11 protein-coding genes and 1 pseudogene are annotated in these 13,342 nt (G+C 63.2%); 5 read left to right on the top strand and 7 right to left on the bottom strand.

The annotated features are described in order from the left end of the window. The first annotated feature begins 64 nt into the window (after positions 1-64). On the top strand, positions 65-1,015 hold the full coding sequence (locus USDA257_RS25680) for a GGDEF domain-containing protein (protein ID WP_014765905.1): 951 nt from the start codon (positions 65-67) through the stop codon (positions 1,013-1,015). Here USDA257_RS25680 and USDA257_RS25675 read toward each other — a convergent pair. Genes USDA257_RS25675 through USDA257_RS25665 form a run of 3 tightly spaced genes read right to left on the bottom strand, consistent with a single transcriptional unit; the run spans position 980 to position 4,676 of the window. After that, positions 980-1,606, bottom strand: coding sequence for an aminotransferase class IV family protein (locus USDA257_RS25675; RefSeq protein ID WP_014765904.1), 627 nt, complete (start codon positions 1,604-1,606; stop codon positions 980-982). The two genes, USDA257_RS25680 and USDA257_RS25675, sit on opposite strands and share 36 nt — an antisense overlap. Next, positions 1,603-2,760, bottom strand: coding sequence for an aminodeoxychorismate synthase component I (locus USDA257_RS25670; protein ID WP_014765903.1), 1,158 nt, complete (start codon positions 2,758-2,760; stop codon positions 1,603-1,605). The genes USDA257_RS25675 and USDA257_RS25670 overlap by 4 nt, the downstream gene beginning before the upstream one ends. 47 nt (positions 2,761-2,807) lie before the next feature. Next, positions 2,808-4,676 (bottom strand): M3 family oligoendopeptidase, encoded by a 1,869-nt coding sequence (locus USDA257_RS25665; protein WP_041414665.1) that lies wholly within the window; start codon positions 4,674-4,676, stop codon positions 2,808-2,810. Between the two features lie 289 nt (positions 4,677-4,965). Between USDA257_RS25665 and USDA257_RS25660 the strand changes: the two genes are divergently transcribed. After that, entirely contained in the window at positions 4,966-6,513 is a 1,548-nt protein-coding gene (locus USDA257_RS25660; protein WP_014765901.1) for a sigma-54-dependent transcriptional regulator, read from the top strand. A 180-nt stretch (positions 6,514-6,693) separates the two neighbouring features. Continuing rightward, a complete protein-coding gene (locus USDA257_RS25655; RefSeq protein WP_014765900.1) occupies positions 6,694-8,535 on the top strand; it encodes a DUF882 domain-containing protein in 1,842 nt (613 codons plus the stop codon). A gap of 69 nt (positions 8,536-8,604) precedes the next feature. On the opposite strand, the gene USDA257_RS25650 is transcribed toward USDA257_RS25655, so the two are convergent. The 3 genes from USDA257_RS25650 to USDA257_RS25640 form a co-directional block, all read right to left on the bottom strand. Beyond that, the gene (locus tag USDA257_RS25650; RefSeq protein ID WP_014765899.1) at positions 8,605-8,871 is read right to left on the bottom strand and encodes a DUF2312 domain-containing protein; all 267 of its coding nucleotides are present in this window, start codon (positions 8,869-8,871) and stop codon (positions 8,605-8,607) included. 163 nt (positions 8,872-9,034) lie between these two features. Next, positions 9,035-9,337, bottom strand: coding sequence for a DUF1244 domain-containing protein (locus tag USDA257_RS25645; protein ID WP_014765898.1), 303 nt, complete (start codon positions 9,335-9,337; stop codon positions 9,035-9,037). A gap of 95 nt (positions 9,338-9,432) precedes the next feature. After that, complete coding sequence (locus tag USDA257_RS25640; protein ID WP_014765897.1) at positions 9,433-10,218, bottom strand: N-formylglutamate amidohydrolase; 786 nt, start codon at positions 10,216-10,218, stop codon at positions 9,433-9,435. A gap of 296 nt (positions 10,219-10,514) precedes the next feature. Between USDA257_RS25640 and USDA257_RS25635 the strand changes: the two are divergent. Then, positions 10,515-10,889 (top strand): annotated as a pseudogene (locus USDA257_RS25635) (DUF1036 domain-containing protein); the annotation flags it as partial. Further along, a complete protein-coding gene (gene pyk / locus USDA257_RS25630; RefSeq protein ID WP_014765895.1) occupies positions 10,889-12,328 on the top strand; it encodes a pyruvate kinase in 1,440 nt (479 codons plus the stop codon). The pseudogene USDA257_RS25635 and the gene pyk, both read left to right, overlap by 1 nt. On the opposite strand, the gene USDA257_RS25625 is transcribed toward pyk, so the two are convergent. Further along, complete coding sequence (locus USDA257_RS25625; RefSeq protein ID WP_014765894.1) at positions 12,295-13,341, bottom strand: alpha/beta fold hydrolase; 1,047 nt, start codon at positions 13,339-13,341, stop codon at positions 12,295-12,297. The two genes, pyk and USDA257_RS25625, sit on opposite strands and share 34 nt — an antisense overlap. Between the last annotated feature and the right edge of the window lies 1 nt (position 13,342).

Raw genomic sequence — 13,342 nt, 5'->3', positions numbered from 1 at the left:
CTTTAGTTGATCCGTCCGCTTCGCGCCGTGATTGATTTGATGTTCAAGCTGGAGCAGACCAACCGTGACCGGTGATTACCTCAAGGCCCTGATGGGTTTGCAAGCCCGATCGCCCGTGCTGATCTCGCTCTACGATCAGCATGATCGGCTGCGCTTTGCCAATGCGGCATTCCGTTCCACCTATCATGTCGGCGTGAACGATGCTCCGACCTGGGAAGAGATCATGCGCCGCAATCATGCGGCGGGCCGGGGTGTGATAATCGGGACCGACGACATCGATACCTGGATCGCCGCGGCCCTCGAGCGGCGCGGCAACGTGCCGTCCCGCACGTCGGAAACCGAACTGCACGACGGCCGTTCGCTGTGCGTGACGGAGACCGTCGATGAAAAGGGCTGGACGCTGTCGATGGCGGTCGACGTGACCGGCATTCGGGAGGAGGAGCGCAAGCACCGGAAGGACCGGGATTTCGCCTTGCGGGATTCGCCGGTGGAGGAACTGACCCACGTCCCCGACCGCCGCCATACACTCGGAAAGCTTGCCGAATTCATCCAGGACTGCGCCGAGAATCCGCAGATGTGGGGTTGTGTGGCGATCGTCGACATCGATTATTTCAAAGCGATCAACGACCGCTATGGTCCGCAGCGCGCCGACGAGGTCCTGCTCGATTTCGCAGGTCAAATGCAGGGCTTCGTGCGCCGCTCCGACTGCTTCGGGCGCATCGGTGGCGAGGCATTCATGCTGATCCTGCCGGACACGACGGTCAGCGAGTCGAACCTCATTCTCGATCGCCTGTTGGAAAAAATACGCGGCGCCAGGCCGCTGTCGAACATTCCTGAGTTCTACTACACCTGTTCGGTCGGCCTTGCGGAATATCGCGAAGGCGACAAGGTCAGTGACATCTATTCCCGCGCAACCCAGGCGCTCAATCTGGCGAAGCGCGAGGGCCGCGACAGGGTGAAGCGCTATACGCTGCCCGGCTCAGACCACGAGTTCCGCCCGGATCAGACCTCTTAGGGAATTGCCGACATAGAGATGACCTCTGTGAAGGTCGGCGGGCGACAGTCGCGCGACCCTCGCGCGCCGCTGGCAAATGAGTTCCGTCCGCAGAACGCCGGCGAGGAGGCCGCAGGAGATCGGCGGCGTCTTCAGCGCGCCGTGGCCATCGTCGAGGAAGATCGAGGTTATTGTGCCCTCGCAGACCTCGCCCCTCTCGTTGAGGAGGAGGACTTCGTCGGCCTCGGCCGCGAAAAACTCGTTGCGTGCCGTCTCGTAGACGCCGCGCCGCGTCGTCTTCATCCGAAGCAGCCGATCGGCAGAATCGAGCCGTGTCGAAGCGATCCGGACGCGCCACAGTGCATCGGCAGGAAGCGGTGTGAACGGCGCGGTTGTGACCGCTAGAGCGCCTTGACGATCGAGCGTGAGGCGCACGCGCACGGCGCTTTCCGCGTCGCGAACCGCCTCTCTGAGCTGCGCCTCGGCCGCCGCCGCTCCGGCAAAACCGAGGCGGCGGGCGGAGCGCGTCAAACGTGCAAGGTGTAGTCTGAGCCGGACGAGGCCGGCCTCCGGCTCATAGCGCAGCGTCTCGATCAGCGAGAAATCCGTCATCGGGCGATCTCGGCGTCGCCGACGGCGAAGCGGGCCTTCAGCAGGCACTCGTCGTATTCGGCTGCCGCCTTTGAGTCGAAGACGATGCCGCCGCCGACATTGAAGATGGCGCGGCCATCGGGAAACAAGGAAATCGTCCGGATCGCCACACTGAAACGCATCACACCATCGGGTGCGATGAAACCGATCGCCCCACAATAGGCGTCACGGGGGCCGGACTCCAGTTCATGGAGAATTTCCATGGCCCGCATTTTCGGCGCGCCGGTCACCGATCCGCAGGGAAAGAGGGCGGCGAAAATATCGGCGACCGAAATATCGGGCAGCAGCCTGGCGCGCACATGGCTCACCATCTGGTGCACCGTCGGATACGTCTCGATTTCGAAGAGCTTCGGCACATGCAGCGTGCCGACCTCGGTGATGCGGGAGATGTCGTTGCGCAACAGGTCGACGATCATCCGGTTTTCAGCCTGTGTCTTCTCGTCTTCGCGCATCTCCGCGATGATCGCCGCGTCCTCCTCGGCGGTCGCGCCGCGCGGTGCGGTGCCTTTCATCGGATGGGTCTCGATCCAGCCGTCCGGATCGACATGGAAGAACAGCTCGGGCGATCGCGATAGCAGGATCGGTCCGTCGAGCGCCACCAGGGCACCGTATTTGACCGGCTGGCGTTCGATCAGCGACCAGAAGGCGGTGCGCGCGTCGCCAGACCAGCGCGCATGGATCGGCATCGTCAGGTTCGCCTGGTAGCAATCGCCCTGGCGCAGGTGCTGGTGCAGGCGCTCGAAACGCTGGCGATAGGCAGAAAAATCCCAACCGGCCCGGGGTTCGCACAGAAGCGGTTCGTTTTCGACACGTCGCCGCGGCTCGGCGAGCGGATGGCCTTCCGCGGGCGCGTCGAAGACACCGAAGGACATCAGCGGCGTCTCGCGGTTCTCTTCGGCAAAGGGAGTGAGCTTCGCCTCGAAGAGATGCCCCGCCTCATAGGCCATGTAGCCCGCGAGCCATTTCCCGGCGCGGCGGGCAGCCTCGAGTTCGGAAAGTCCGCGCAGGAACTCCGCCCGCGTGCGCGCCGTGATCACGCGCGAAGGCTTGGCGAAGACCGTCGTGCGGTTTTCGCTGTCGTCCCGAAAGAGGACAAAGGGCGCGTGTTCAATCATCGAGGCTGGTCGCTGTCAGTCGGTCAACGTTCCGCCCGCCGGGCGTTTCACGTCCTATCAAGCGCCTCCAGTTCGTCGATCAGTCCTTCAATCATCGACAGGCCCTGTGCCCAGAACGACGGATCGGCGGCATCGAGCCCGAAGGGCGCCAGGAGTTCGGAATGATGCTTGGTTCCGCCGGCCTTCAGGAGGTCGAAATACTTCTCCTGGAAGCCGCTTTCGGCATTGCGATAGACGGCATAGAGCGAATTCACCAGGCAATCGCCAAAGGCATAGGCGTAGACATAGAAGGGGGAGTGGATGAAGTGCGGGATATAGGCCCAGTAGGTCTCGTAGCCTTCCGAAATGCGGATGGCCGGACCGAGGCTTTCGCCCTGCACCGAGAGCCAGATTTCGCCGAGATCATCGGCGGTCAGTTCGCCCTGCTTGCGCGCGGTGTGGACCTTGCGCTCGAAATCGTAGAAGGCGATCTGGCGCACCACCGTGTTGATCATGTCCTCGACCTTCTGGGCGAGCATGGCCTTGCGCTCGCGCTTGTCCTTGGTCCGGTCGAGGAGGGCGCGGAAAGTCAGCATCTCGCCGAAGACGGAGGCGGTTTCGGCGAGCGTCAGCGGGGTGGACGCCATCAGCGCGCCCTGCCCGCCGGCGAGCACCTGATGGACGCCATGCCCGAGTTCATGGGCGAGCGTCATCACGTCGCGCGGCTTGCCCATATAGTTGACGAGCACGTATGGGTGCACGGAGGGGACCGTCGGATGGGCGAAGGCGCCGGGCGCCTTGCCCGGGCGGACCGGTGCGTCGATCCAGCGGTCGTCGAAGAAACGCCGGGCGATCGCCGCCATTTCCGGCGCGAAGCCATGATAGGCGGATAGAACCGTGTCCTTCGCCTCGCCCCAGGGGATCAGCGCGTTCGGCGTCTCCGGCAACGGTGCGTTGCGGTCCCAGAACTCCATCTGCTCCATGCCGAGCCACTTGGCTTTCAGCGCATAATAGCGATGCGAGAGACGCGGATAGGCAGCCTTGACCGCCGAGGCGAGCGCGTCCACCACTTCGCGCTCGACGCGGTTGGCGAGATGGCGGCTGTCGGCGATATCCTCGAAGCCGCGCCAGCGGTCGGAGATTTCCTTGTCCTTAGCCAGCGTATTGGTGACGAGCGTGAAGGTGCGGATGTTCGCCTTGAAGGTCTCGGCAAGCGCCATGGCGGCCTTCTTCCGGTTTTCCGAGGACGCATCCTGCAAGAGGTTCAGCGTCACCTCGAGCGGTAGCGCTTCCCCGTCGACCGAGAACGTGAGCGACGCAATCGTTTCGTCGAAAAGCCGGTTGAAGGCGTTCGCCCCGGTCATCGATTTTTCGAGGAAGAGCTGCTCCAGCTTGTCGTCGAGCTGGTAGGGCTTGTCCTTGCGCAGGTCGAGAATCCAGGGCTTGTAGTAGGCGGCCAGGCTATCCGCTTCGAGTGCGGTATCGATCACCTTGTCGTCGATCCGGTTGAGCTCCAGCGAGAAGAACAAGAGATGCGCCGATATGTCGGTGAGCTTCGATTGCACGTCGCCGTAAAGCTTGCCGTTCGCCGGATTGGACGTGTCGGAGAAATAGGTGAGGCCGGCGAAAGAGGCGATGCGGCCCATCAGGTCCTCGAGCGCCTCGAACGCCTTGACGGCGGCGCCGATACCCTGATCTCCCGTCTTGGCGGCGGCTTCTGCCAGTTTCCCCTTCCACTCCTTTTCGAAGGCGAGCGCGTCGGCTTCCGCCTTAGCAACGTCGGCGCGGAATTCATAGGAGGCGGCTGAGGCATAGAGATCTTCGAGCCGCCAGGTGGGCAGCTCGCCGAGATTCGCGGCCGAACTGGCCGCCTGCCCGGCCTGCGCACGCACTGCAGAGGGGCCGAAGGCGGCGAGGAGGGGCTGAGCGAGTCTCATCGGCGGTTCTCTCGTTTTGACTACAGCGCCGCGCGTCTTATCGGACGCGCAAAGGTCGCTGTAGCAGTTTGAATCGCTGCATAATTTTGTCCCGAGATCGAATGCGATCTCGGGAATTATGCGGTGAAGGCAGGCAAGCGATATGGGGCGCATTGCTATCGCCCGCAATGGCTAAAATGCAAGCATTTCTCAAAACACGATGTTCAGCCCTTTATGGCACGAATGGCTGGCATGATTTGGCACATGAGACTGGCCAAAGAGTACCGCGTGTCCAGAGCAGGAGGCTTTCGTGACATCCCATATTCTTGTCATCGATGACGATCCGGTGCAGCGCCGTTTGCTGACGAACATGATCGAGCGGCTCGGCCATGTCGCGCATCACGCCGACAACGGGCGCAGCGGACTCGAAATGCTCGAGCGCAGGGGCGGCATGATCAATGTCATCCTGCTCGACCTCTTGATGCCGGAGATGAACGGTCACGGCTTTCTCGAGGCGCTTGCCGAACGGGGTATCGACACGCCCGTCATCGTCCAGACAGGACAGGGCGGCATCGAGACGGTGGTGCAGGCGATGCAGGCGGGCGCCTTCGATTTCCTCGTCAAGCCGGTCTCTCCGGAGCGGCTGTCGATCGCCATCGGCAACGCGCTGAAGATGGCTAGCCGCGACGGGCGGGTCAAAACCGCTCGCCGGCCGCGCGGTGGCGCCGTCGGCTTCGACGATATCGTTTCGGCAAGCCCGGCGATGATCCGCGTCCTCGATCTGGCGCGGCGGGCCGCGCAATCGAACATCCCGATCGTGCTCGAGGGTGAGTCCGGGGTCGGCAAGGAGATGGTGGCACGGGCGATCCAGGCGGCAAGCGACCGGGCAAGCAAGCCCTTCATTACCGTCAACTGCGGTGCCATCCCGCACAACCTCGTCGAGAGCATCCTCTTCGGCCACGAGAAGGGCGCCTTTACCGGCGCGACCGAAAAGCACAGCGGCAAGTTCGTCGACGCCGACGGCGGCACGCTCTTCCTCGACGAGATCGGTGATCTGCCGCTCGAGGTTCAGGTGAAGCTGCTGCGGGCCGTCCAGCAGGGCGAGATCGAGACCGTCGGTGCACGCCAGCCGCAGCGGGTGAACGTGCGGCTGATCTCGGCCACCAACAAGGATCTGATCAACGAGGTGCGCGAAGGGCGCTTCCGCGAAGACCTCTACTACCGCCTCAACGTCTTCCCGATCACCATTCCCGCCCTGCGCCGGCGCAAGGAGGACATTCCCGTGCTGGTGCGCGCCTTCGTCGAGCGCTTCACCGCAGAGCAGAGGCTCAACCACCCTGTGGCGGTTTCGAGCGGGGCGATGGCGTTGCTGACCGCCTATGACTGGCCCGGGAATATTCGCCAGCTTGAAAACGCCATCTTCCGCGCTGTCGTGCTTGCCGAAGGCGGCGAACTCACGGTCAAGGACTTTCCGCAAATCGCCACTCAGATACCGGGTTACGTCGTTGCCGACCGCAGCGGGTACTCCTGGGGCGAGACGGGGCCGGAAGGCCGCCGCCCGGTGGCTGCCGCCGCTGCGATCGTTCTCCCCTCGCGCGCCGACATTCCGGAAAGGTCCGTGCCCTGGGAACCGGTGCCCGACGGACGGTTCGACAATGCCATCGCCAGCGTCGACGAGGGCGGCGAAGTGCGCAAACTTGCCGAGGTCGAGGAGGAACTGATTCGTTTTGCGCTGAAGTTCTATCGGGGCCAGATGAGCCAGGTGGCCCGCAAACTGGGTATTGGACGCTCCACGCTCTATCGAAAGCTCAAGGATTACGGCATCGATCCGGACAATCCACTGCGCGAAGCGGCATAAAATCGACGCATTCACACCTCATTTGCCGTGCAATTCGGTCACCGCTGTTTAGACCTTGTTAGGAAACTGTTCACTATATTATAAGGGGCGGTGACTACTGTGGCATAATTGCCATGCTGTCACCTTATTTGACAGTCATCTGAGACAGCAAAGCACGGTTGTCCGTCGGACGGGGATTGAATGCCAAATTTGTTCGGTTTGGAGGAACCTATCGGTTCCCTAACGCGCAGAGTCTGTTCGGCGATTGCCCGCAAGGCGCCGCAGGTTCTTGCCTCCATCGCTTTGGCGGCGTCCCTCGTCACGCCTGGAATGGCGCCGCCGGTCGAGGCCGCCGGCCAGACCCGGACATTGAAGCTCTACTTCATCCATACCAAGGAGAAGGCGCAGATCACCTTCAAGCGCAACGGTCGCTACGACTCCAAAGGCTTGCAGCAGATCAACCGGCTCCTGCGTGACTGGCGGCGGAACGAGCCGACCAAGATGGACCCGCGTCTCCTGGACCTTATCTGGGAAGTCTACCAGAAGAGCGGATCGCGCGATTACATCCACGTCGTCTCTGCCTATCGCTCGCCCGCCACCAACGGCATGCTGCGGTCCCGTTCGAAGGGCGTCGCCAAGAAGAGCCAGCATATGCTCGGCAAGGCGATGGACTTCTATCTGCCCGACGTGAGGCTCAAGACGCTGCGCGAGATCGGCATGAAGTTCCAGGTCGGCGGCGTCGGCTATTATCCGACCTCGGGATCGCCCTTCGTGCACATGGACGTCGGTGGCGTGCGCGCCTGGCCGCGCATGACCCGCAACGAGCTGGCGCGGCTCTTCCCCGACGGCAAGACGATGCACATCCCAGCCGACGGCAAGCCGCTACCGGGCTTCCAGCAGGCTGTTGCTGACTACAAGCGGCGCGTCGGCGCGTCGGCGATCGAGGTCGCCGGCGGTGGCGCCAAGGGACCGGGCGACGTTGGCGGCAAGCGCCGCAACCTCTTCGCCGCGCTCTTCGGCGGCGGTGGGGATGAGGACGAAGAACCGACGGCGATCGCTGCCGGCGCCGGCGGCGACGAGGAAGCCCCTGCCAAGGTTCAGACCGCGTCGGCTGCGGCAGATCAGGAGGCGCTGCCCGGCGTCGCAGGTTCGGTCGCCGGTGCGCCGGCGGACGAACAGCAGGATATCAACGCGCCGGTACCCGCCGTGCGCCCGGCCTTCAAGAATGCACCGGCCGAAGCCGGCGTAGCCGTGGCGCTCGTTGCACCGGAAAAGAACAGTGCCCAGGAGGCCTTGGCGGCCGCCATGCCGCAGACGGCGGAAACGCCATCCGAGTTTGCGGATCTCGGCTCGCTCAAGGTGCCGGTTCCGCAAATGTTGGAGCGGGGTGACATGAACCCGCTGATGGGCGGCGAAACACTGGTGGCCTCTGCCAACGGCCAGACGTCTGAACTCGGCTTCGTGCCGGTGCCGGGAATGCGTCCGGCCGGGGAAGCGGCGCTGGCCGCCGTCGCCGAAGCCAAGGTCACCGGCCCGCTCGTTCCGGAGCGCCCGGCTGCAGCGGCATCCGTTGCCGAGACGATTGACATGGGCCGGCCGGCGGGGACGCGTGTCGCACTCGCGGCTCCGACCGTCGGCGAGCGTCCTGAGCCGGTGATCCAGATGGCCGCCTATGCGCCGCAGTCCGACACCAATTCACGGGCCGCGATCTTCGACAGCGCCTTCGACACCGAGGCAGACTTGCCTTCGAAGGGCGCCCGTCCGAGGAGGCAGGATGCGGAGGCGGCAAGCCGCTCCTCCGTCCGGACGGAGCCGAAGCTGACGAAGAAGATCATTTCCGAATGGGCGCTCTCGACCGGTCGCGTCGCCACGCTGTCGAAGCCCGTCAAGGCACCGCGTTTCGTCAGCAGCTCGCTCAGGGCCGCGCCGACGACCGTCTATGCGGCCGGCTTCAACAGCAATGCGGGAACCGCGGTCGACACGGCTCGCTTCAGCGGCAATGCCGTGAACTTCATGGAAGTGAAGAAGTTCAGTACCAACTGAGCTCGTCTCCGGACACGAAAAAGCCCGCCAGACCGGCGGGCTTTTTGTTGAAAGCCGTTTTCGACCGTATCACGCGGCGTCCTCGGCCACCGGCACCATGCCCAGCGCCTGCAGATAGGTGTCGAGGATCGCTTCCTGCTCTATCCGCTCGTCCTGGTCCTGCTTGCGGATCGAGATGACCTTGCGGAGGATCTTCGTGTCGAAGCCCATGGACTTGGCTTCGCCATAGACATCCTTGATGTCGTCGGCGATCGTCTTCTTTTCCTCTTCCAGCCGCTCGATCCGTTCGATGAAAGCGCGAAGCTGGTCGCGCGCGAAGCCTTGAGCATCCGACATTGTCTTCTCCTATTGGGGATGAATTCTTGGGTGCTGTGACCTGCCGCGAACGATCGCCGAGGTCAAGGGCGATTGCGCAACACGGGGCTCAAATCTCAGCAAGTCCGCACCGAGCGGCGCCGGCCGGCGGGTTTGAGCGGCACGGCGGCGAAGCCCAAGTCGCCTACTTCGGCCGATTGCGCTCGAAGCCGTCCTTCTGTTCGGCGGATGCGTCGCTCTGGAAACGCTCTCGCCATTCCTCATAGGGCATGCCGTAGATGATCTCGCGCGAATCTTCCTTGCTCATCTCCTTGCCTGCGGATTCCGCCGCCTCGCGATACCAATTCGACAGGCAGTTGCGGCAAAAGCCGGCTAGGTTCATCAGGTCGATGTTCTGGACGTCGCTGCGGGTCCGCAGATGCTCGACCAGCCGGCGGAAGGCGGCGGCCTCGAACTCGGTGCGCTGCTGCTTGCTGAGCTCGGTCATGGGATATGTCTCCTTTCCTCAGCCGTCATAGAGCGTGTCTTGCTTTACGCATGTTCGTAGTTCCAAAACCGCCGCGCACTTTTGGGCGACACGCGTTAGGCGCCCGTTCGCGAAGGATAGCGCTGATAGGCGTGAAGCGCCGGCATGGCGTTGAGTTCTGCCAGGATCGGCGCCAGCCGCTCGGCCCAGGCGGCGACGCCTGCCGCATCGGAGATCAGGTCCTGTCTCACCTCGATCAAGGCATGGGCGATGCCAGGTGTCATGCAGTGCCGGAACATGGTATCGCCCCTTAGCGCGCCGTCATAGGGCTCGTTGTTGCCGACGACGACGTCGCCGGCCGCCTCGATCTTCTCGATCAATGGGAAGACGGCGCGGGGGTCGTTGTCCCAGAGCACCGCCGCATGCCAGGGGCGCGGGATACCCTTCCAGGCGGGCGTGAAGGAATGCAGCGAGATCACCAGCGGCGCCTTTCCGCCGGCGGCCGCGGCCTCGGCGATGGTTTGCGAGATGGCCTGGTGGTAGGGCCGGTGGAAGCGATTCAGCCGGTTCTGCCATTCCTCGTCGGAGATCGGATGGTTGCCGGGCACGATCGCGCCGTCCGAGATCTTCATGATCAGCGTCGGGTCGTCCTCGCCTCTGTTGGGGTCGATCAGCAGGCGTGAGAAGCAGCCGAGGACCGCCGGCGCGTCCAGTGCCGCCGACAATTGCCGCACCAACGGCTCGATGCCGATGTCGTAGGCTATGTGCCGCTCGAAGGCGCTGTCGGCAAGGCCGAGCCGCCCGTATTCCGGAGGAATCCGGTTCATGGCGTGGTCGGCAAGAAGGACGAGGCCCTTTTCCGGTTTGCCGTTGATGATTTCAAAGGGGGAGTAGTGCCGCATTCCGATCCCGTGTCGCTCTCCAACGTCCGGCATCTGATCGCACGCAAAATTGCGCGTCGCAATAAAAAGGCGTGAGTTCAGGGCCCTCTGTCACAGCAATGGCAAATATAATCGATTAGAGTTGCGTTGACTTTCCGGGCTGGCCGTCGCAAGAAAGTGCCACGCAATTCAAAAACGGAGTTCCGCAGGAAGCCGTGTCTAGATATCCTTTTTCCAAAGCGAAGCCGGGGTCGACGACGTTAGGAGCTATCCTCCTGTATTCCTTGGTAGTCTCCGGCGCACTTCTGTTTTCTGGCGAAGCACGGGCCGACTTTCGCGTTTGCAACGGGACGCAGCAGCTGGTCGGCGTGGCGATCGGCTATCGCGCCAAGGACGGCTGGATCACCGAGGGTTGGTGGCAGGTGCCAGCAACGACCTGTGCTACGCTGATCGAGGGCGAACTCGAGTCCCGCTACTACTATCTCTATGCGGAAGACGCTGCCAAGGGCGGCCGCTGGACCGGCGACATCAACATGTGCGTCGCTGAAAACGAGTTCAAGATCGTCGGCGTGCAGGACTGCTATGCGCGTGGCTTCCAGCGCATGGGATTCAAGGAATATGACACGGGGCGGCAGGGGAGCTGGATGGTTCAGCTTTCCGATACGCCCGGCACGCAGGAAAGCCAGAATTGATGAGACGGAACAGAAAAGTCAAAATCCTCGCGACGCTCGGGCCGGCATCGGCCGAGGAGCAGATGATCCAGAAGCTGCACGAGGTGGGGGCCGATCTGTTCCGCATCAATATGAGCCATGCAAGCCATGAGGTCATGCGCACGCTCATCGAACGGATTCGCAATGTCGAAGCGCGCTGCGGCCGGCCGATCGGCATCCTTGCCGACCTGCAGGGGCCGAAGCTGCGCGTCGGCAAGTTCGCCGAAGGCAAGGTCGACCTCAAGGTCGGTCAGACGTTCACGCTCGACAACCGGGACGTGCCCGGCGACACCAAGCGCGTCTATCTTCCGCATCCTGAGATTCTCGAGGCGGTGAAGCCCGGCGACCGCTTGCTGATCGATGATGGCAAGCTGCATCTGCGAGCCGAGAAGACTGACGGCAAGAGCATTGTCACCACGGTCGTTTCCGGCACCAGGATTTCGGACCGCAAGGGCGTCAGCCTGCCCGATACGCTGCTTGGCGTCGGCGCACTGACCGACAAGGACCGGACCGATCTCGATGCCGTGCTCGCCACCGGCCAGGTCGACTGGGTGGCGCTTTCCTTCATCCAGCGTCCGGAGGACATTGCCGAGGTCCGCAAGATCGCTCGCGGCCGCGTGGGGTTGATGTCGAAGATCGAAAAGCCGCAGGCGATCGAACGCATCGACGAGATCATCGAGCTTTCCGACGCGCTGATGGTGGCGCGCGGCGATCTCGGTGTGGAAATGCCGCTCGAATCCGTCCCCGGCCTGCAGAAGCAGCTGACGCGCGCCTGTCGGCGTGCCGGCAAGCCCGTCGTCGTTGCGACGCAGATGCTCGAATCGATGATCTCCTCGCCGGTGCCGACACGCGCCGAGGTCTCGGACGTCGCAACCGCCGTGTTCGAAGGCGCCGATGCGGTCATGCTTTCGGCCGAATCCGCCTCCGGCGAATACCCCGTCGAAGCGGTCGCAACTATGGCTTCGATCGCCAGCAACGTCGAACGCGACCCGCATTATTCCGGCATCATCTACGCCCAGCGCACGCCACCGGAGGCAACCGGCGCCGATGCCATTTCCCTTGCCGCCCACCAGATCGCCGAGACGCTCAATCTCGCGGCGATCGTCACCTATACATCGTCCGGCGCCACCGGCTTGCGCGCAGCGCGCGAGCGGCCGCAGGTGCCGGTCGTCGCCCTTTCGCCGATCGTTCAGACCGCACGTCGTCTCTCGGTCGTTTGGGGCCTGCATTGTGTCGTCACGGAGGATGCGACCGACCTCGACGACATGGTCAATCGGGCCTGCCGCATCGCCGTTTCCGAAGGCTTCGGCAAGCCTGGCGATCGCATCATCATTTCCGCCGGCGTGCCGCTCGGAACGCCCGGTGCCACCAATATGCTGCGCATTGCCTATATCGGCTCGGACGGACGTACCGGCGTATAAGCAATCTCCGTTATCGCACTGTTGTTCGTCAGGCGGGCTTCGGCCCGCCTTGCGACTTCTTGCAGGTCGCGCGGCTTTCCGGAGATCTTCTCGATGGCGGCGACGACAAGGTCGGTCACCACGTAATCGGGCTTGTGGCCCAGATTGCTGATCCACAGCAGTTCCGATCCCTTGATGGATGCCGCAAGCCCGCGGGAATGGATATCGGCGAGAACGATCCCGTCCTGGTCGCCGGTGATGATGACGGTCGGCGCGGAGATTTCCGCATAGCGCGGCGACATCTGCGTGACGTAAGCATGCAGATTGGCGACGTCGACGGCATTGTTGAGAAAGGTGGCAGGTCTCAGAACGAGGTGCGGCGCCGTATTGGCAATGTAGTCTGTCGGACGCGGATTGGGCCAGAATATCGTCTGCGTGACCCGATCGATGCGTCCCAATCCAAGCGGAATGACCGCGGTATTGGCGAAAAACCAGCCGACAAAGGGTAGCGTCGCGAAGGTGATATGCCAGTCGACGCCTCCCGGCCAGGGATGCGTCGCCGGCGCGAGCAGAACGACGCCTTCGGTTCTTTCCGGATGGTGAAGTGCGAGGCTGGCGGCGATCGCGGCGCCGAAGGAGTGGCCGACGATGATCGCGCGGGAGATGCCGCGCTTGTCCATCAGACGGACAATGGCGTCGGCCTGGCCGTCCGGCCGAGCATTGGCCGGTCCGCCGCGCTCCGAATAGCCATGGCCTGGCCGATCGACGAAGAGCATTTCGGCACGGCCGTCAAGCGCCGGCAGAAAGGCGTGCAACTGGTCGCGAAGATTACCGCCGGCACCATGAATGAAGACGACCGCAGGTAAATCCGCCGTCCCACTCGGCCGGATATGGACAGAGTTCATTCGAAAACCGCCGACGTCGACCAACTCGCCGCTGTTCGGGAATCGTGTCGCGATCCTGTGCGCCTGCCATTGGCTGTGGCCGAATGCTGCGAGGACGAGAACGGCGAGGATCAGAACAGCCAGGAACATG

The organism is Sinorhizobium fredii USDA 257, assembly GCF_000265205.3.
GTDB lineage: Bacteria > Pseudomonadota > Alphaproteobacteria > Rhizobiales > Rhizobiaceae > Sinorhizobium > Sinorhizobium fredii_B.
This window is presented reverse-complemented; position numbering and strand designations above follow the sequence as displayed.

What these genes read in the sequence shown, in the direction of transcription:
- USDA257_RS25655 (WP_014765900.1), top strand. Translation starts at nt 6,694, where the DNA reads ATGCCAAATTTGTTCGGTTTGGAGGAACCTATCGGTTCCCTAACGCGC.
- USDA257_RS25670 (WP_014765903.1), bottom strand. Translation starts at nt 2,760, where the DNA reads ATGATTGAACACGCGCCCTTTGTCCTCTTTCGGGACGACAGCGAAAAC.
- pyk (WP_014765895.1), top strand. Translation starts at nt 10,889, where the DNA reads ATGAGACGGAACAGAAAAGTCAAAATCCTCGCGACGCTCGGGCCGGCA.
- USDA257_RS25650 (WP_014765899.1), bottom strand. Translation starts at nt 8,871, where the DNA reads ATGTCGGATGCTCAAGGCTTCGCGCGCGACCAGCTTCGCGCTTTCATC.
- USDA257_RS25675 (WP_014765904.1), bottom strand. Translation starts at nt 1,606, where the DNA reads ATGACGGATTTCTCGCTGATCGAGACGCTGCGCTATGAGCCGGAGGCC.
- USDA257_RS25625 (WP_014765894.1), bottom strand. Translation starts at nt 13,341, where the DNA reads ATGTTCCTGGCTGTTCTGATCCTCGCCGTTCTCGTCCTCGCAGCATTC.
- USDA257_RS25645 (WP_014765898.1), bottom strand. Translation starts at nt 9,337, where the DNA reads ATGACCGAGCTCAGCAAGCAGCAGCGCACCGAGTTCGAGGCCGCCGCC.
- USDA257_RS25640 (WP_014765897.1), bottom strand. Translation starts at nt 10,218, where the DNA reads ATGCGGCACTACTCCCCCTTTGAAATCATCAACGGCAAACCGGAAAAG.
- USDA257_RS25665 (WP_041414665.1), bottom strand. Translation starts at nt 4,676, where the DNA reads ATGAGACTCGCTCAGCCCCTCCTCGCCGCCTTCGGCCCCTCTGCAGTG.